This is a genomic window from Sphingopyxis sp. H073, assembly GCF_001468395.1.
Taxonomy (GTDB): Bacteria; Pseudomonadota; Alphaproteobacteria; order Sphingomonadales; family Sphingomonadaceae; genus Sphingopyxis.
This window is the reverse complement of sequence record NZ_LNSG01000008.1, coordinates 95800-113611: the sequence shown is the minus strand read 5'-3', so window position 1 is coordinate 113611 and position 17812 is coordinate 95800. Positions and strand designations below refer to the sequence as shown.

Below are 17812 nucleotides of genomic sequence, written 5' to 3'. Positions count from 1 at the left end.
CCGGCCCCGGGCGCGGTGAGCAATTCAAGCAATTCAAAGCGCGGCGGTCAGATCGGCCAGATGCCTCCGCAGCGCCGGGAACTGGTCGTCCTTCGTGATCCCCAGCCGCACGATCGTCACGCGCTGCGAGGGCGAGACGATGATATATTGCCCCTGATGGCCGATGCAGGCGAACAGGTCGTTGGGGCCGCGGTCGGGCCATAGCGCCTCGTCGGCGCCCGCGGGCCGGCGCCGGTTCAGCCAGATGTGCCCGCCATAGCCCGCGTCCCCGGGCGAGGGCGACAGCATGAAACGCATCCAGGTTTCGGGCAGCAGCCGCTGACCGCCCGCGACGCCATGGTTGCGCAAAAACTCGCCGAACTTCGCATAGTCGCGCGCGGTCGCGTGCATGATCGAACCGCCGATCATCGTGCCCTTGGCGTCGAACTCGGGCGTCAGGCTGGTCATGCCGAGCGGTTCGGCGAGCCGTCCCGCGATGAACTCGCGCATCGCCTCGCGCCGCGCCTCGGGATTTTGTGACGGGGTCAGCGTGTCGGTCAATATGTCGGACAGGATGACGCTGGTCGCCGAACTGTAATTGAAAAGCTCGCCCGGCCGCGCTGCCGCGGGCTTGGCCTCGGCAAAGGCGGCCATGTCTCCGGCGCCGGCGCCGAAGAGCATTTCGACCGTGTCGCCCTTCCACACCGGATCGCCATTTTCGACATGCTCGAGCCCCGAGGCCATGTGGAGCAGGTGGCGCAGGCTGATCGTCCCGCGCGGGTCGCCGCTGCGTTCCCACCCGCTGACCGGGGCGGGCGCGTCGAGCGACAATTGCCCGTCGGCGACAAGAAATCCGGTAAGGACGGCGGTGATGCTCTTTGCCATCGACCAGCTGATCAGCTTTGAATCGGGGCCGAAGCCCTCGCCATATCGTTCGTAGACCGGCTGGCCGTCGCGCAGCACATAGAGCGCGCGCGTTTCGCCCACATCGTCGGCGTCGTCGAACAGCGCATCGGCCTTTGCCTTGATCGCGGGGTCGAGCGCCGGGAGCGCGGGCGTCGCATCGACCGGCGTGATCTCGTCGAGCGACACGCCAAGCCGGGGGGCGGGTGCGCCAGGCGCGATACCCCCCTGCCCGGCGGCCTGTCCCAGCGACCAGCCGCCAAGAAGGAGCAGCGCCGCACTTGCCAGCATGGCTTTTTTCGTGATCATGGCGCCGGTGACTAACACCAACCCGCCCGAGACGGCAACGCCCGACCGCCAGCCGTCGGCGCCGCCCCCCGAAATTCCCCCGCACCTGCGCGGCCGCAAGCGTCGCGACGGCAAGAACGGCGGGTGCCTGCCATGGGCAATCGGCTTTGGCGTCCTGCTGGCGATTTTCCTCGTCTGGAAATTCCCCGCGTTCAAGGCGCAGGCCGAGCTGGGATCGGCCTATGCCGCGCGCGTCGGCTGTTCGTGCCGCTATGTGCAGGGGCGCAATCTCGAAAGCTGCCAGACCGATTTCGAACCCGGCATGGAAATGGTCTCGCTGAGCGACGACCCGGCGACGAAGACCGTGACCGGCAGCGTGCCGCTGCTCGCGTCGCGGAGCGCCCGCTTCGCGGGTGCAAGCGGCTGCCTGATCAATCCGTCGGACTAGCGCCCGACGCGCGCGGCGATCAGGGCGACCGCTGCAGGCAGTCCGAAGACGAACAGCCAGACGACGGCTTCCTCGCCCCAGCCATAGCCCGCGCCGAGCACGCCATAGAGAAGGTTGGCGATCGACACGAGCAGCCACAGCGCGAGGAAAGCACGCGTCGCCCGGGACTTGTCGCGGACGAGCAGGCGCAGCCCGATCAGCAGCCCGAGCGCCGCGATCAGCATGATGGCGGTATGCGACATCGTCTATTCTCCCTGCCCATGATCTCTTCGCCTGGCGCGCTCGAACCGGCCGAGCCACGGCGCCCAGCGCCGCCAGCCGCCATGATAGCTGCCCCATTCCCAGATCGCGGTGAAGACGAGCACCGCGAAGGTCGCGATCCCCAGCGTGACCGGCTGCCAATGACCGAACCACGCCGCGGCGCCGACGCCGAAGAGCGCCGCGGCGCCGATCATGTGCGAGAAGGGCGGCAGCGGTCGGCCCGATGTGGCATGCTTGAACCCCATATTGCCGATAAGGAACAGCAGCGGCCCGCCGATCGACACGGCGAGCATCGGAAATTCGATATGTCCGTTCGGGTGCGCGAGCAGCATTTCATCGGCGACCGCCGACACGACCAGCCCCGCGACGATCGGAATATGCCAATAGGTATAAGCGTACCGCGCCAGCAGCCCGGCCGCTTCGGCCGTTTCCATGGCCTGACTGCCGCGCCGCGCGCCGGTGTCGAAATAGAGCCACCACAGCGCCGCGGACCCGAGGAAACAGGTCGCGAAGGCAAGCCAGTGCAGCGGGCTTTGCGGTGTCGTGGCAAAGGTCGCGCCGGTGATCAGCACCCCTTCGCCGAGCGCGATAATGATGAACAGTGCGCAGCGCTCCGCCATATGCGCGCCCGAGATGTCCCAGCTTCCGGCGTCCGACCGGCCGAGCCCGGGAACGCGGAAGAAGGTCGCCGGGCCGGCATAGTCGATCGCGAGCGCCGCCGCCCACAGCAGCATCCGCTGCCCGGGGTCGGCGAGCGCGCCGCCGATCCAGAAGGGCAATGAGAAGAACGACCAGATGATGATGCGGGTGAAGTTGCGCGCCCGCGCGGGGTAAACCCCGTGACTCGCCCAGATCATGTAGAGCGAACGGCCGATCTGCATCGAACAATAGGCTGCGGCGAACAGCCAGCCGGACTTGCCGAAAGCCTGGGGAATCGAACTCGACAGCGCAAGGCCCGCCAGCATCAGCGCGAAGAGCATCAGCCGTACATTGGCGCGCTCCGGGTCGAGCCAGTTCGCGACCCATGTGGTGAAGATCCACACCCACCATACCGCGAACAGCAGCATCAGCGTTTGCAAGGCGCCGAGCCAGCCTAGATGTTCGAGCAGGCCGTGCGACAATTGGGTGATCGCGAAGACGAACACCAGATCGAAGAAAAGTTCGATATTGGTCACCGGCGCATGACCGTGGGCATCGCGAATGCGGAACAGATTTGCCCTAATCGTCACAACTTACCCTCCCGCTCGCAAACGCGCGCCACTCCCCCGGTGACATAGCAAGCTTGCGACGAAAGACAGCACAGAGATGGGCATGGCTCGAAAAGCCGGTGGCGAAGGCGATCTCGGCGATCGAGAGCGGCCGGTTGGCGAGAAACCAGCAGGCACGCCGCAACCGCTGATGCAGCACATATTGCGCGGGGGTCCGGCCAGTCGCGCGCGCAAAATTGCTGATCAGGCTGTTGACCGACATCCCGGTCTCTGCCGCCATATCCTCGACCGTGATCTGGATTTCGAGCTGCGTCTGGATCGACGCCATCAGCCCGTCGATGCGGCGCAGAAGCGCTTGCGGCAAGGGCGGCGCGATGTTTCGCGCCAGTGTCTCCGCCAGCACCGCGACCAGCGTGCCGGCCGCTTTGGTGTCACCGGCCAGCAGTTTGCGGACGAGGACCGCCATCTCCCGATCCCGATGCGCGGCGATCGCCCGCGCCCCGCCGGGGACCGCAAGCCGCGCGGCCGGAATCTCGATGTGGATCGACCGCGCCGTTCCACCCTTGGCCGTGGCCTTGAACCGCCGGCCGGCCGGCACGAACCATATCTCGTCGGGCAACGGATCCCCCAGCGCGGTGCGATGACCGTCGAGCCAGGTTTCGAGCCAGTGATAGCTGCCAGCGTCGTGAAGGATCAGCATATGGACGTCGCGCTCGACCGTCCAGCTGGCCGGGCCGTCGATCATGTCGGTGATCGAGGCGACCTTGAGTCCTCCCACATCCATAGCGCGAATATGGCAAAGGTGGGAGAATCTGAAAGCCTGCAATAGAGGCGAAACTTATGGTTAACTCGCGCCCGGCTTTTTCGGTCGCCTGATTTGACGAATTGCGGACCACCCGCAGAACCGACCCCTCCCGGCAGGCGGCGGCACCCCTGCCGCCTGCCAACTTTTTTCCAAGGATTGAAGGGTTTGGTGCCGGTGGCGGGTCACCCGTTGACCAGAAAATCGACCATCGCCGCGTTGACCGCGTCGGGGGCTTCCCACGGCACGAAATGGCCGCAGCCCGGAACCTTCACGATCGACACATCCGGGACCAGTTCCTCCATCCCGTCGAGGTTGCACGCGGGCAGCGCAACGTCGCCGAGCGCCCAGACCACCAAGGTCGGGATGGTCAGTTTCGGGAAGGGCGCCGCGGGCGGCTCGGCATAGGGCTCGTCCATCGCGGGCACGGTCATCGGCGAACCGCGATACCAGTTGATCATCGCGCGGCAGGCGTCGCGGTCCTCCCAATCTTTGAGCAGCCGCGCGATCTCGTCGGGCGGCTGGATGCCGCCGCTCGGCACCCGGTCTGCGAAGGCGTGCGCCAGGATGCCGGCGATGCCATGCTCCTCGATGATCGCGTCGCTCGCAGGGTCGCGGAAGGTTCGGATATACTGGCTGGCCGCGCGCTGTTCGGGGTTGGCGAGCAGCAGGCGCTGGAAGATCGCGGGATGCGGCGCGTTGGCGATCACCGCGCGCGTCACGCGTCCGGCCCATCCCGGATGCAGCCCGCCCGGCTGTCCGCCGAGCGCGACCCCCCAGGCGATCGCCCCGCCCCAGTCGTGCCCGACGATCGTGAAAGTCTCGACGCCCAGCGCGTCCGCCAGCGCGAAGACATCGGCGATCAGCTTGTCGGGCGTGTAGGATTCGGCGTCCTGCGGCTTCGACGACCCGCGATAGCCGCGCTGGTCGGGCGCAATGCAGCGAAAGCGGTTCGCGAAATGCGGCAGCTGAAAGCGCCAGGTGCGGTGCGATTCGGGGAAGCCATGGAGGAAGACCAGCGCCGGCGCATCGCGCGGCCCGACATCGACGACGTCGAGTTCGACGCCCGTCGAAAGCCTCACCCGCTGCTGCTCGAAATCACCGATCATGCATCGCTCCTTTGGTTTCGTTTCGAAACCAGATGTGGCGGCGTTCGGCGCGGGTGGCAAGCGGCAACGGGTGATGGCGTTGGCGGGGCGGCGGCTGGTGTCGGTCTTCAGCTGCCCTGTAATTCCCCACCCAGCGCACCATATTTCGCCTCGAACCCCGCCTTGTCGCCGCGGGCGAGATAGCCGGCCTGGTCGACGATCGCATCGCGCGCAATGCGCCCCTGGAAGGCGCCGAGCTGTGGGTCGATCGCCGCGACATCGGCGTCGGTCCAGTCGGCGATCTGCTGGAATCGGGTTACGCCGAGGCCGTTCAGCAGCGCGACCATCTTGGGGCCGACGCCCTTCAGCAGTTGCAGATTGTCGGCCTTGGCAGCCGGTGCGGGGGCCGGTTCCGGCGCAGGCTGCGGCTCGCGCGTGGGTTCGGGAGCGGGCGGCGTCTCGGCGACGGGCTCGGGTACCGGTGGAGGAGGCGGAGGAGGGGCGGCGACGGGCGCGGGCGCCGGTTCCTTCGGTTTGAAGCGCGCCGGCTCGGCGGCGATGATCTCGGGCTTCACCGCTTCGAGCGGTTTCTTCGGTTCGTCGGACGGCGCGATCGGGGTCTCGATCTCTTCGGCCTTGTTGCGCCCGAAGAGCCACCACAGCAGCACGACCGCGACGACCAGTCCGACGACTGCGATGATCCAATTTTCCTGAAGCCACACCATGACGATCTCCCTGTAATGTGGTCAGCCTATGCGGACACGTCAGCGCCGTCCAGCGCGGCTTATTCCGACTCGCGCGCGACTTCGCGCCAGCCGATATCGCGGCGGCAAAAGCCGCCCGGGAAATCGAGTTTGTCGACCGCGGCATAGGCGCGCGCCTGCGCCTCGGTGACGCTCTTGCCAGTCGCGGTGACGTTGAGGACGCGGCCGCCGGCGGCGACGAGCGTCCGGTCCTCGCGCGCGGTGCCGGCGTGGAAGACGCGCACGCCGCCCGCTTCGGCGTCGGCGATGCGGCGGATCGCGCCGCCCTTGTCGGGGGTGCCCGGATAGCCGTTCGCCGCCATGACGACGGTGAGGGCATAGTCGTGCGAGAAGGTCGGGGTGTCGGCGGTCGCGAGTGTCCCGGTCGCGGCGGCGTGAAGCAAGGCGGCGAAGTCGCCCTTGAAGCGCATCATCAGCACCTGGCATTCGGGGTCGCCGAAGCGGCAATTATATTCGATGAGCTTCGGGCCTTCGCCGGTCAGCATCAGCCCCGCGAAGAGCACGCCGACGTACGGCGTACCCTCGGCAGCGAGCGTCGCCACCGTCGGGCGGATGATGCGGTCCATGACCTGCGATTGGAGCTCGGCGGTGAGCACGGGCGCGGGGCTGTAGGCGCCCATGCCGCCGGTGTTCGGGCCGACATCGCCGTCGCCGACGCGCTTGTGATCCTGCGCGCTGCCGAAGGCGATCACGTCCTTGCCGTCGGAGAGCGCGAAGAAGCTCGCTTCCTCGCCGATCATATACTCCTCGATCACCACTTCGGCGCCGGCGCTGCCGAAGGCGCCGTCGAACATTTCCTCGATCGCGGCTTCGGCGTCGGCCTGCGTTTCGGCGATGATCACGCCCTTGCCCGCGGCGAGGCCGTCGGCCTTGATCACGACGGGGATCGCGAAGCCTTCGAGCGCCGCGAGCGCTTCCTCGGCCGATGTGCAGCGGACATAGCCCGCGGTCGGGATGCCGGCGCGCGCGCAAAGATCCTTGGTAAAGCCCTTCGATCCTTCGAGGCGGGCGGCGGCGGCACCGGGGCCGAAAGCGGGAATGCCGATCTCGCGGAGGCGATCGGCAAGGCCCGCGACGAGCGGGGCTTCGGGCCCGACGACGACGAAGTCGATCGCATGCGCCTTCACGAAGGCGATCAGCCCATCGAGGTCATCGGCGGTGATCGGCACGCATTCGGCGTGGAGTTCGATTCCGGGGTTGCCGGGCGCGGCATAGAGCTTGGCGCAACTCGGCGATTGTGCCAGTTGCCACGCTAACGCATGTTCGCGGCCCCCAGAGCCCACCAGCAGGATATTCATGTCAGTCCCTTTTCCCGATCCGGCGTCCGACGATGGCACCGAAGCGCGGCTGTTAGCCGAGGCTTCGCCGGGGGACAATGCGCCCGATATGACCGTCAGCCAATTGTCGGCAGCGATCAAGCGGACAGTCGAGGATGGTTTTTCCCGTGTCCGCGTCCGCGGCGAACTGTCGGGCGCGAAACGCGCCGCATCGGGGCACTTCTACGCGGCGCTGAAGGACGAAAATGCGCTGATCGACATGGTGATGTGGAAGGGGCAGGCGGCGCGCCTTGCTTTTCGCCCCGAAGACGGGATCGAGGTGATCGCGACCGGCAAGCTCACCACTTACCCGGGGCGCTCGAAATATCAGCTCGTCGTCGACACGCTGGAAATTGCGGGCGAGGGCGCGCTGATGCTGCTCTTCGAGAAATTGAAGGCGCGGCTCGGCGGTGAGGGGCTGTTCGACCGCGAGCGCAAGCAGCTGCTCCCCTATCTGCCAGAGGTGATCGGGGTCGTGACCTCGCCGACCGGCGCGGTGATCCGCGACATTCTCCACCGCCTCGCCGATCGCTGCCCGACGCGCGTGATCGTGTGGCCGGTACTGGTGCAGGGCGAGGGCGCGGCCGCGCAGGTCGCGAATGCGGTGCGCGGGTTCGACGCACTTGCCCCCGGCGGGCCGGTGCCGCGCCCCGACCTCGTGATCGTCGCGCGCGGCGGCGGGTCGATCGAGGATCTGTGGGCGTTCAACGAAGAGGTCGTCGTGCGCGCGATCGCCGATTGCCGCATCGCGACGATCAGTGCCGTGGGGCACGAGACCGACGTGACGCTCGCCGACTATGTCGCCGACGTCCGCGCGCCGACGCCGACCGCGGCCGCCGAAATGGCGGTGCCTGTCCGCGCCGAACTGCAGGCGCAGCTTGCGACTTGGAACGGGCGGATCATCGGCGCGGCGAACCGCCAGCACGCGCTGCGCGGCGAACGGCTCGCGGCGCTGGCGCGGCATTTGCCGAAGCGCGAGGCGCTTTATGCGCCGCAGCGCCAGCGGCTCGACGACAATGGCGACCGGCTCGACCGCGCGCAGCGGCACCGGCTCGCGGTGACCGGCGAGCGGCTCGCGACGCGCGCGGGGGCGCTGCGGCCCGCGCTGCTGACGCGGACGTGGGACCGCGAGCGCGCGAAGATCGAGGGGCTCGGGCGGCTGCTGACCTCGCTCGATCCGCGCGCGCTCCTGTCGCGCGGCTATGCCATGGTGCGCGATACCGGGGGTGCGATCGTGACCACCGCGACCAAGGCGCGCGATGCGGGCCATCTGCGCCTGATCTTCGCCGATGGCGAAGTGCCGGTCGCGGCAATCGACGGCGATGTGCCGCCGCCGCCGAAGCCTGCGCGAAAACCCTCGCCTCCGCACGGCGCTTCGCCGGGGCGGGGGCAGGGCGAGCTGTTCTGATCGGGCGCGGGGGTGGCCGAACCGCGCATCGATGCTATATCGGCGGTGACACGAGAAGATTTACGGAATGGACCCATGTTGATCGCCAGCAGCAACCGCCTCGCCCGCCTGCACTATGGACCGAACGGGTTTCGCGTCCTGTCGCCCGGCGACCATGTGCTCTGCGCGGTGAGCGGCGTGCCGATCGCGCTCGAGGAACTGCGTTACTGGTCGGTCGCGCGGCAGGAGCCTTATGCGACCGCCGCCCTTTCGGTGCAGGCCGCGCTCGACCATAAGGCATGAGGCCGTCGAGATTTGGACCGTGGCCGATGGTCGCGGTGCCGCTGCTTGTCCTTGCCGCAGGCTGTGTTCCTTCATCCGAGGCGCCCGCAAGACCCGCGCCGTCGCCCGTCACGAGCGCTCCGGTCGCAGCCGCACCGCCGCCGCCCGCCGAACCGGTTCGCGCCGATTTCACGCTGCGGGGCGTTCCCGAACAGGGGGCGGTCATCGTCGGGCGGGCGCCGAGCGCGGCGCAGGCATTGACGCTTGACGGCGCGCCGGTGCCGCTGGCGCCTGACGGCAGCTTCCTGATCGCCTTCGACCGCGACGCCGGGCCCTCGGCGCGCCTCGTCGCGAGGCTGGGGGGTGGCCGCACGGTTGAACGCACGCTGGGCATCGCGCCGGGAAGCTGGCGGATCGAGACGATCAACGCGCCCTATCGCGGCAGCGCGTCGAGCGATGCCGAGTTCGAACGCCGCCGCCCCGCCGAACTGGCGCAGATCGCCGCTGCGCGCGCGACGCCGGTGAGTTCCGATGGCTGGCGGCAGGCGTTTCGCTGGCCGGTGACCGGACGTCTGTCGGGCCTTTTCGGGTCGCAGCGCGTCTATCAGGGCAAGCCCGGTGCCTATCACAGCGGCACCGATGTCGCGGTGCCCGCAGGGACGCCCTTCGTCGCGCCCGCCGACGGCGTCGTGACGCTGGCGGCGGCGTCGCCCTTCACCCTCGAAGGCAATCTGCTGATCGTCGATCATGGCATGGGGCTGTCGAGCGCCTTTCTTCACTGCCAGCGGCTCGACGTGAAGGTCGGCGACCATGTGGTGCAGGGGCAACAGCTCGGCACGGTCGGGCAGACCGGACGGGCGACGGGGCCGCATATGCACTGGGGCCTGAAATGGCGCGATGCGCGCCTCGACCCTGGCAAGCTGGCTGGCCCGATGCGGCCCTGACCGCCGTCCGCGGGGGTTCGTTGTAATTTTATTACGCGTCTTGGCGCAGCTTTATTCGATTTTTCCGCACTGCCGGGCGCCATGTTGCAAATTCGTCACAATGACCGGCGAAACGGCCACGCGCGCCGGGAATTCCCTTTACTCCAGATGAACGAAAGATCATCCCGCTCCGATCAGGGTGCGTTCGTCATGCGTTTTTGACGCCGATTTTTCGCATTCGGGTATCGTAACCAACTCAGTAGCAAGGGACTGCAACTGTGAAGAAAACCCATTTTTCCGCACTGCGGCTGGGCGCTGCCCCGCTCGTTCTAGGCGTCGGCCTGCTGGCCGCTGCGCCGGCGATGGCGCAGGACGCGCAGGGAAGCGAAGACAGCGCAACCTCGGGTGACGAAATCATCGTCACCGGTACGCGTATTCCCCAGGCCAATCTCGAATCGGCCGCTCCCATCACCGTCGTCAGCAGCGAAGACATCAAGTTGCAGGGCACGACCCGCGTCGAAGACCTGCTGAACTCGCTGCCGTCGGTGTTCGCGAGCCAGAACTCGACGACCGCCAACGGTTCGGACGGCACCGCGTCGGTCGACCTTCGCGGCCTCGGCACCACCCGTACCCTCAGCCTCGTCAACGGCCGCCGCCTGCTTCCGGGCGACCCGAGCCCGTCGAGCGGTTCGGCCGCCGACATCAACATCATCCCGGCCGCGCTGCTGAAGAACGTCCAGGTCCTGACCGGCGGCGCCTCGGCGACCTACGGTGCGGACGCTGTTGCCGGCGTCGTCAACTTCGTGATGGACACCGATTTCACCGGCTTCCGCGTCGACGCGCAGTACAGCCTGTTCCAGCACAACAACCGCAACAAGTTCCTTCCCCCGCTGCTCGATCGCCGTGGCTTCGGCTATCCGCGCGGCAGCACCGCCGATGGCGGCACGATCGACGTCACCGCGACCTTCGGCGCGGCGTTCGACGACGGCCGCGGCCACATCGTCGCCTATGCCGGCTATCGCAAGGCGAACGAAATCACGCAGGCCAAGCGTGACTACAGCTCGTGCGTGCTGCAGAACAGCGGCGGCGGTGCCCCGCAGTGCGGCGGCTCGCTGACCAACTCGGCGGGTACGGCGATCCTGTTCGACCCGACGCTGAACACGGCGTCGTCGACGGTGTACAGCTTCCTGCCGGGCGGCGGGTTCGAAAACACCACGTCGCGGTACAACTTCGCGCCGACGAACCACTATCAGCGCCCCGACGAACGCTACACCGCGGGCCTGTTCGCGAACTATGAGATCAACGAGTCGATCAAGCCGTATCTCGAGTTCATGTTCATGGACGACCGCACGGTCGCCCAGATCGCCCCGTCGGGCAACTTCGGCAACACGCTGACGATCAACTGCGACAACGCGCTGATGTCGGCCGCCCAGCGCGCCATCATCTGCGCCAATCCCAACCTGATCAACGGTTATATCGGCAACTTCCCGACCGCGGTTGCGGCGCCGTACAACCCGACCCCGGGTGCGGCTCCGCTGGTGTTCACCGACACGCTCGGCAACACCTACAACCAGGCGTTCCTGCAGGTGCTTCGCCGCAACGTCGAAGGCGGTCCGCGCCAGAACGACCTGCAGCACACCAACTATCGTGCGGTGATCGGGACGAAGGGCGACCTCGGCAAGGCCTGGTCGTACGACACCTATTACCAATATGGCCGTTCGAACTACACGCAGGTCTATTCGAACGAATTCTCGGTTGCCCGTCTCGGCCGCGCGCTGAACGTGATCGACGATCCGCGCACCGCGGCGTTCGACCCCGTCTGCCGCTCGGTCATCGACGGCAGCGATCCGAACTGCGTCCCCTACAACATCTTCAACGGTGCAGGCGGGGCAAGCGCGGCTTCGGTCAACTATCTGTCGGCGACCGGCTTCCAGAAGGGCTATACGTCCGAACAGGTCGCCAACGCGTCGCTGACCGGCCAGCTTGGCGAATATGGCATCACCTCGCCGTGGGCGACCGATGGCGTCGGCGTCAACCTGGGCTTCGAGTGGCGCAAGGAATCGCTCGACCTGCAGACCGACAATGCTTTCCAGACCGGCGATCTCACCGGCCAGGGCGGCGCGACGCTGCCGCTGTCGGGCAGCTTCCGGGTCTATGAATTCTTTGCCGAGACCCAGATGCCGATCATCCAGGACAGCTTCATCTATGAGCTGACCTTCAGCGGCGGTTATCGCAAGTCGTGGTACAAGACGAGCGCCGACCGCAAGTATGACACCGACACGTACAAGCTGCAGCTCGAATTCGCGCCGATCCGCGACATTCGTCTCCGCGGCCAGTACAACCGTGCGGTGCGTGCGCCGAACATCCAGGAGCTGTTCGCCACCCCGACCGTCGGCCTTGCCGGTTCGAGCGATCCGTGCGCCGGTACGCCGGTCACCGCGACCGACTATGGCTGTATCGCGCAGGGTCTCGCGGTGGGTCAGGGCACCACGCCGAACCCGGCCGGCCAGTATAACGGCCTGCTTGGCGGCAACCCCGACCTGACGCCGGAAAAGGCGACGACGAAGACCTTCGGCGTCGTCCTGCAGCCGAGCTTCCTGCCGCGCTTCTCGCTGACCGTCGACTATTTCGACATCAAGCTGAAGGATGCGATCCAGCCGCCGGCACAGGATGCGATCCTGAAGGATTGTACGCTGAACGCCACCGCGACGTTCACGCCCTTCTCGTGCAGCCTGATCAACCGCGACGCGGCGGGTTCGCTGTGGCTGACCCCGGGCGGCTATGTCGACAACACGCCGTCGAACCTCGGTAAGGTCCGTACGAAGGGCATCGAGATCAACAGCGCGTACAGCCATGAAATCGGCGATTTCGGCACGCTGTCGATGAGCTTCATCGGGACCTATCTCGACAAGTATCGCGTCGATAACGGCATCACCGAAGCCTATGACTGCGCCGGCCTCTATGGTCCGGTGTGCTCGGGCGGCGGCACGACCGCCGGCGGTTCGATGCTGCCGAAGTGGCGCCACAAGCTGCGCACGACGCTGCAGACCGCAGGCGGCATCGGCGTTTCGCTCCAGTGGCGCTTCATCGGCAAGGTCAAGGCCGAAACGTTGGACGACAGCCAGTCGCTGGCCGGCGATTTCAACTTCGATCCGGGTCTGCACATCAAGTCGTACAGCTACTTCGACCTCGCGGGCACCTTCGCGATCGGCGACAGCTATACGTTCCGTCTTGGTGTGAACAACATCTTCGACAAGCAGCCGCCGTTCGTCACCTCGGGTAGCGCCATCCGTGACGGTTCGAACCTTTGCCCGACCGGGCCTTGTAACGGCAACACCTACCCGGGCACCTACGATGCCCTCGGTCGGTATCTCTACGCGGGCGTGACGCTGGACTTTTAAGGTCCGGAATTCGTCCTAAGATAGGGGGCGGCGGGTCGCAGGACCGGCCGCCCCTTTTTTTGATTCGAACCGGTGGACCAAGACGAGATGCTCGATTCCAGAACTGCCGACGCGCTGCGACAAGCCGTGGGCGCCGCCCGTTCCGGCGACGTCGCGCGCGCGAAACTGCTTGCCGAGGACGCCTTGTCCGAAGGCGGCGACAAGGCCGCGCTCAACGCCTTTCTCGGCATGTTGCAAGCGCGCTCGGGCGACCTCGCCGCGGCGGCGCGCCATTTGCAGGCGGCGCACGAAGCCCGCCCGACCGACACGACGATCGCATGCAACCTGATCGCGGTGCTGATCGAGAAGGGCGACCTTGCCGCGGCGCTGGCGGTCGCGACGGCCGACCTCGCCAAGACCGATCCGACCTTGCGCATCGCGCGCTATCGCGGCTTCGTCGCGCAATCGCTCGAGGATTTTCCGACCGCGGTCGAGGCCTATGAGCATGTCGTCGCGGGCGAGCCCGGCGATTTCGAAAGCTGGAACAATCTCGGCAATGCGCGGTCGGCGATCGGCGACCTTGAGGGCAGCGTGACCGCGCTCGAAAAGGCGATGGCGCTCAACCCGCACGCCCCGCCGACGCGCCTGAATCTCGCCGTCGCGCTGCGCTCGGTCGGCCGCGTAGAAGAGGCCGAAGCGCTGCTGCGCCGGACGTCGGAGGAATTTCCCGACGACGCGCGCGCGCTGCACGAGCTGTATGTGCAGTACAAGAAGGAGGGGAAGCAGGACGAGGCGATGGCGGCGCTCGAAGCCGCAATTGTCCGCGATCCCGAGAATGCCAATCTCCAGCTCAAGTTTGGCGTCGAATGCGGATTGATCAATCGCGTCGACGAGGCCGAACAGGCGTTTCGCAAGGTGCTCGATCTCGACCCGACGGTGGTCGATGCCTATGTCGGGCTGACCGTCCAGTTCGAGCACAGCAACCGCGAGGAGGAGTTCGCGCCGCTGATTGCGCGCGCCGAGGCGCATGGCATCGACGAAGGCACGCTCGCCTTCATGCGCGCGTTTGAATTTCGCCGTGCGAAGCGTTTCGACGAGGCGCTGGCCAGTCTCGCGCTGGTGCCGCCCGACCTTCAGCGCGAGCGCACGACGCATTTGCGCGGACAGCTTCTCGACCGGCTGGGCCGCGTCGACGAAGCCTTTGAGGCGTTCAGCGAGACGAACCGCCTGCATCAGGAATCGCAGACCAATCCGCTCGAGCGCTCGGCCGAGCTTCGCGCGCAGGTGCGCGACGACCTGGCTTTCATGACCCACGAATGGGCGGCAAGCTGGCCCGCTGTCGAGGGCGGGGACGAACGGCCCGATCCGGTCTTCCTGCTCGGCTTCCCGCGCTCGGGGACCACCCTGCTCGACACCATCCTGATGGGACATCCGGGCACCGTGGTGCTCGAGGAACAGCCGCCGCTGAACCTCACCGAAAAACATGTCGGCGGGACGGCCGCGATCCCGGGGCTCGACGCGGCTGCTGTGGCCGACGCACGGCGTTTCTATTGGGACGAGATCGCCAAAGTCGCACCCGAGCCGATCGCGCCGGGCAAGATGCTGATCGACAAGTCGCCGCTGTTCCTGACCAAGGCGGTGCTGATCCAGCGCCTGTTCCCGAACGCGCGCTTCATCCTCGCGCTCAGGCATCCGTGTGACGTGCTGCTGAGCTGCTTCATGAGCAATTTCCGGCTCAACAACGCGATGTCGAACTTTCTGCGGCTGGAGGATGCGGCCGAATTCTACGACCTCACCTTTTCGCACTGGGAGCGCGCGAACGCGCTGTTCCCGCTCAAGGTCCACACGATCGTCTATGAGCGGCTGGTCGAGGATGTCGGCGCCGAAGTGCGGCCGCTGTTCGACTTCCTCGGGCTCGAATGGCGCGACGAGGTGCTCGACCACCAGGCGACCGCGAAGAAGCGCGGGCTGATCACCACCGCAAGCTATGCGCAGGTCGTCGAGCCGATCTACAAGCGCGCCGCCGGGCGATGGGAGGGCTATCGCAAGCATCTGGAGCCGATCTTCCCGATCCTCGAGCCGTGGGTCCGAAAATTCGGATACAGCCTGTGAGCGCCGACCGCGCCGCGCTGGTCGCCGAAGCCGATCGCGCGCTCGCGGCACAGGATTTCGCGCGCGCCGCCGCGCTGCTCGAACAATCGCTCGCGATGGGCGAGGATTTTCCGGTGTTGCTCCGGCTCGCAGGGACGCACCGCGCGGCCGGACGTCCGCGCGTCGCGCTCGATGCGGTGCATCGCGCGCTGACGCTCGCGCCGCTCGACTTCACCGCGCTGATGATGCGTGCGAGCCTGCTCGACCGGATCGGCGATCCCGGCGCGGGCGAGGCGTGGGGGCATGCGATCGCGCAGAAGCCCGCGGATGCCTTGCCGCCGCAGCTCGCTGCCGTGCTCGCCGAGGGCGAGCGCAAACATGCGGCGTGGCTCGACACCAAGGAGGCGCATTGGGCGGCGCGGACGGCGGAGGCCGAAAGCCGTGCCGATGCCGAAGAGCGTGCGCGGATCGCGCGCTTTCGCAGCAATGCGCTGCGCCGGACGCGCGTCTATCACAGCGAACCGACGCATTTCCATTTTCCGGGGCTTGCCGAGCGCGAATTTCATCCGCGCAGCCTTTTCCCCTGGCTCGCCGAGATCGAGGCCGCGACCGACACGATCGCCGCCGAACTGGCAGCGGTGATGGCGGCCGAGCGCGCCGAGCTCGTCCCCTATGTCCAATATGCGGCGCACCAGCCGCTCGCGCAGTGGCGCGCGCTCAACCACAATCTCGACTGGACCGCGATCCACCTGTGGCGGAACGGCCGCCGGATCGAGGCGAACGCACGCCACTGCCCGCGGACGATGGAACTGCTGGGGCTGGTCGACCAGCCCCAGATCGCGGGGGCGTCGCCCAACGCGCTGTTTTCGCTGCTCGCGCCGGGCACCGCGATCCCGCCGCACGTCGGCTACAACAACACGCGCCTTGTCTGCCACCTGCCGCTCGTCGTGCCGGATGGCTGCTGGTTCCGCGTCGGCGCCGAGACGCGCGACTGGGAGCGCGGGCAGGCGTTCGTCTTCGACGACACGATCGAGCATGAGGCGATGAACCCGAGCGAGCAGTTGCGCGTCGTTTTCATCTTCGACCTCTGGCACCCCGATCTCCGTCCAGCTGAACGCGACGCGGTCGCCGCGATGATCGGCAGTGCGCCCGACGCCGTGCCGGAGAGCCTGTGAGCCTTGCCGCGCGGCTCGCCGCGGCGCGGCGCGGGCAGGCCGACGCCGATGACATCGCCGATCTTGCACGGCTGGCGCTCGACGAGGGCGAGGAGGAACAGGCGTTGCCGCTCGTCCTCGCTGCCGCGTCGCGGGCCGATACCGCGCGGCTGTGGCAATGGGCGGGGCTGTTGCAGCGCGGGCTCGACGCGCACGCCGATGCGATCGACAGTTTCGCGAAGGCGGCGCGACTGGCGCCGGACGATGCGAGCATTGCGCACGGCCGCGCGCGGGTTGCCTTCGAAGCCGGGCTCGACGCTGTGGCACTGTTCGAGGCGGCCGAGCGGCTGGGGCCGCCGAACGGCGATGTCCTGATCGGCCTTGCCGCGGCGCGCTGGGCGGCGGGTCAGGGCGAGGCGGCCGAGGCGGCGCTCGACGCGATCGTGGCGCAGGTGCCGCTGTGGCTGCAAGGCCATATGCAGCTCGCGCAGCTGCGCGCGCTGATGGGGCGGCGCGAGGCGGCGACCGCATCTTTCGAGCGCGCGCTGGCGCAGGAGCCGGGCGCGGCGGCGCTGTGGCGCGGCCTGCTCGACCTACACCTCCAGCGCGAGGATCATATCGCGCAAGTCGAGGTCGTCGCGCGCGCCGTGGCGGCGGGCGTCGCCGAAGCCGATGTTGCCGACCACGCCGCGATCGCCGCCGCCGAGCTGGGGCAGGCCGATCGCGCCGACCGGCTGTTCGAGGCGCTACCGGGCGAAGCGATGCGGATCGGGACGCGGATATGGCGGGTCCGCTACCTCTTGCGCAGCGGGCGGCTCGCGGTCGCCGCGCCGCTGATCGATGCCGAGATCGCAGCGGGCGGTGCGCGCCGCGCGGCGGTCTGGCCGTATGCGACATTGCTGTGGCGCCTCTCCGGGGATCCCCGGTACGAGTGGCTCACGGGCGATCCGCGCCTCGTGCAGACCTTCGACCTTCGCGACCGGCTGCCGCCGCTGGACGCGCTGGCGGCGCACCTGCGGACGCTGCACGTCGCGCGGAGCGAATATCTTGACCAGTCGGTGCGCGGTGGGACGCAGACCGACGGTCCGCTGTTCAGCCGGATCGATCCCGTGACGCAGGCGCTCCGCGCCGCGGTGGTCGGGGCGGTCAACGCCTACCTAGCCGCCTTGCCCGCAGCCGATCCTGCGCATCCTCTGCTTGGGGTCCGGCGCGACCGGCGGCGGCGCTTTGCCGGAAGCTGGTCGGTGCGGCTGCGCGGCGCGGGATATCACGAAAACCATGTCCATCCGCAGGGGTGGATCAGTTCGGCGCTCTATGTCGCCTTGCCCGAAAAACGCCCCGGCGATGCGCCCGAGGCGGGCTGGCTGACGCTGGGCGAGCCGCAGGCGGCGCTGGGGCTCGACCTGCCACCGACCCGGATGGTCGAGCCCGTCGCGGGGCGGCTGGTGCTGTTTCCGTCCTGGATGTGGCACGGGACCAGGCCGTTCGTCGAAGGGGAGCGGCTCACTGTCGCCTTCGATGTGGCGCCCCCGCGTTGA

General features: G+C 67.7%; 15 protein-coding genes. 8 read left to right on the top strand and 7 right to left on the bottom strand.

Translation table 11 applies throughout. The features are described 5' to 3' along the window. Window positions 1-33: 33 nt before the first annotated feature. Window positions 34-1191: a serine hydrolase gene (locus ATE64_RS15545; protein WP_058455185.1), complete on the bottom strand. Its 1158-nt coding sequence runs from the start codon at window positions 1189-1191 to the stop codon at window positions 34-36. Between ATE64_RS15545 and ATE64_RS15540 the strand changes: the two genes are divergently transcribed. Then, window positions 1190-1618, top strand: a complete 429-nt coding sequence (locus ATE64_RS15540) for a hypothetical protein (protein WP_197410160.1) — start codon at window positions 1190-1192, stop codon at window positions 1616-1618. The two genes, ATE64_RS15545 and ATE64_RS15540, sit on opposite strands and share 2 nt — an antisense overlap. Here the strand turns inward: ATE64_RS15540 and ATE64_RS15535 are convergent. The 6 genes from ATE64_RS15535 to purD all read right to left on the bottom strand — a co-directional run bounded on the left by ATE64_RS15535 (window position 1615) and on the right by purD (window position 7039). Next, complete coding sequence (locus ATE64_RS15535; RefSeq protein WP_058455184.1) at window positions 1615-1860, bottom strand: hypothetical protein; 246 nt, start codon at window positions 1858-1860, stop codon at window positions 1615-1617. The two genes, ATE64_RS15540 and ATE64_RS15535, sit on opposite strands and share 4 nt — an antisense overlap. Window positions 1861-1863: 3 nt before the next feature. Beyond that, on the bottom strand, window positions 1864-3108 hold the full coding sequence (locus tag ATE64_RS15530) for a low temperature requirement protein A (protein WP_082657780.1): 1245 nt from the start codon (window positions 3106-3108) through the stop codon (window positions 1864-1866). Continuing rightward, the gene (locus ATE64_RS15525) at window positions 3098-3865 is read right to left on the bottom strand and encodes an AraC family transcriptional regulator (protein WP_197412057.1); all 768 of its coding nucleotides are present in this window, start codon (window positions 3863-3865) and stop codon (window positions 3098-3100) included. The genes ATE64_RS15530 and ATE64_RS15525 overlap by 11 nt, the downstream gene beginning before the upstream one ends. A 209-nt stretch (window positions 3866-4074) precedes the next feature. Then, window positions 4075-4998 (bottom strand): alpha/beta hydrolase, encoded by a 924-nt coding sequence (locus ATE64_RS15520; protein ID WP_058455182.1) that lies wholly within the window; start codon window positions 4996-4998, stop codon window positions 4075-4077. Window positions 4999-5105: 107 nt separating this feature from the next. Next, window positions 5106-5702 (bottom strand): hypothetical protein, encoded by a 597-nt coding sequence (locus ATE64_RS15515; protein WP_058455181.1) that lies wholly within the window; start codon window positions 5700-5702, stop codon window positions 5106-5108. 59 nt (window positions 5703-5761) lie between these two features. Then, window positions 5762-7039 (bottom strand): phosphoribosylamine--glycine ligase, encoded by a 1278-nt coding sequence (purD, locus tag ATE64_RS15510; protein ID WP_058455180.1) that lies wholly within the window; start codon window positions 7037-7039, stop codon window positions 5762-5764. On the opposite strand from purD, the gene xseA reads away from it, so the two are divergent. From xseA to ATE64_RS15475, 7 genes are all read left to right on the top strand, one after another. Continuing rightward, a complete protein-coding gene (gene xseA, locus ATE64_RS15505; protein WP_058455179.1) occupies window positions 7038-8465 on the top strand; it encodes an exodeoxyribonuclease VII large subunit in 1428 nt (475 codons plus the stop codon). The genes purD and xseA overlap by 2 nt on opposite strands. A gap of 75 nt (window positions 8466-8540) precedes the next feature. After that, complete coding sequence (locus ATE64_RS15500; RefSeq protein ID WP_058455178.1) at window positions 8541-8747, top strand: DUF2093 domain-containing protein; 207 nt, start codon at window positions 8541-8543, stop codon at window positions 8745-8747. 26 nt (window positions 8748-8773) lie between these two features. Further along, complete coding sequence (locus ATE64_RS15495; protein ID WP_082657779.1) at window positions 8774-9670, top strand: M23 family metallopeptidase; 897 nt, start codon at window positions 8774-8776, stop codon at window positions 9668-9670. Window positions 9671-9927: 257 nt separating this feature from the next. Then, on the top strand, window positions 9928-13050 hold the full coding sequence (locus tag ATE64_RS15490; RefSeq protein WP_058455176.1) for a TonB-dependent receptor: 3123 nt from the start codon (window positions 9928-9930) through the stop codon (window positions 13048-13050). Window positions 13051-13137: 87 nt separating this feature from the next. Continuing rightward, on the top strand, window positions 13138-15141 hold the full coding sequence (locus ATE64_RS15485; protein WP_058455175.1) for a tetratricopeptide repeat-containing sulfotransferase family protein: 2004 nt from the start codon (window positions 13138-13140) through the stop codon (window positions 15139-15141). After that, window positions 15138-16295 (top strand): aspartyl/asparaginyl beta-hydroxylase domain-containing protein, encoded by a 1158-nt coding sequence (locus ATE64_RS15480; RefSeq protein WP_058455174.1) that lies wholly within the window; start codon window positions 15138-15140, stop codon window positions 16293-16295. The genes ATE64_RS15485 and ATE64_RS15480 overlap by 4 nt, the downstream gene beginning before the upstream one ends. Beyond that, window positions 16292-17812 carry a putative 2OG-Fe(II) oxygenase gene (locus tag ATE64_RS15475; RefSeq protein WP_231729117.1) on the top strand — a complete coding sequence of 507 codons (1521 nt, stop codon included), beginning with the start codon at window positions 16292-16294 and terminating at the stop codon, window positions 17810-17812. Before ATE64_RS15480 ends, ATE64_RS15475 begins: the two co-directional genes overlap by 4 nt.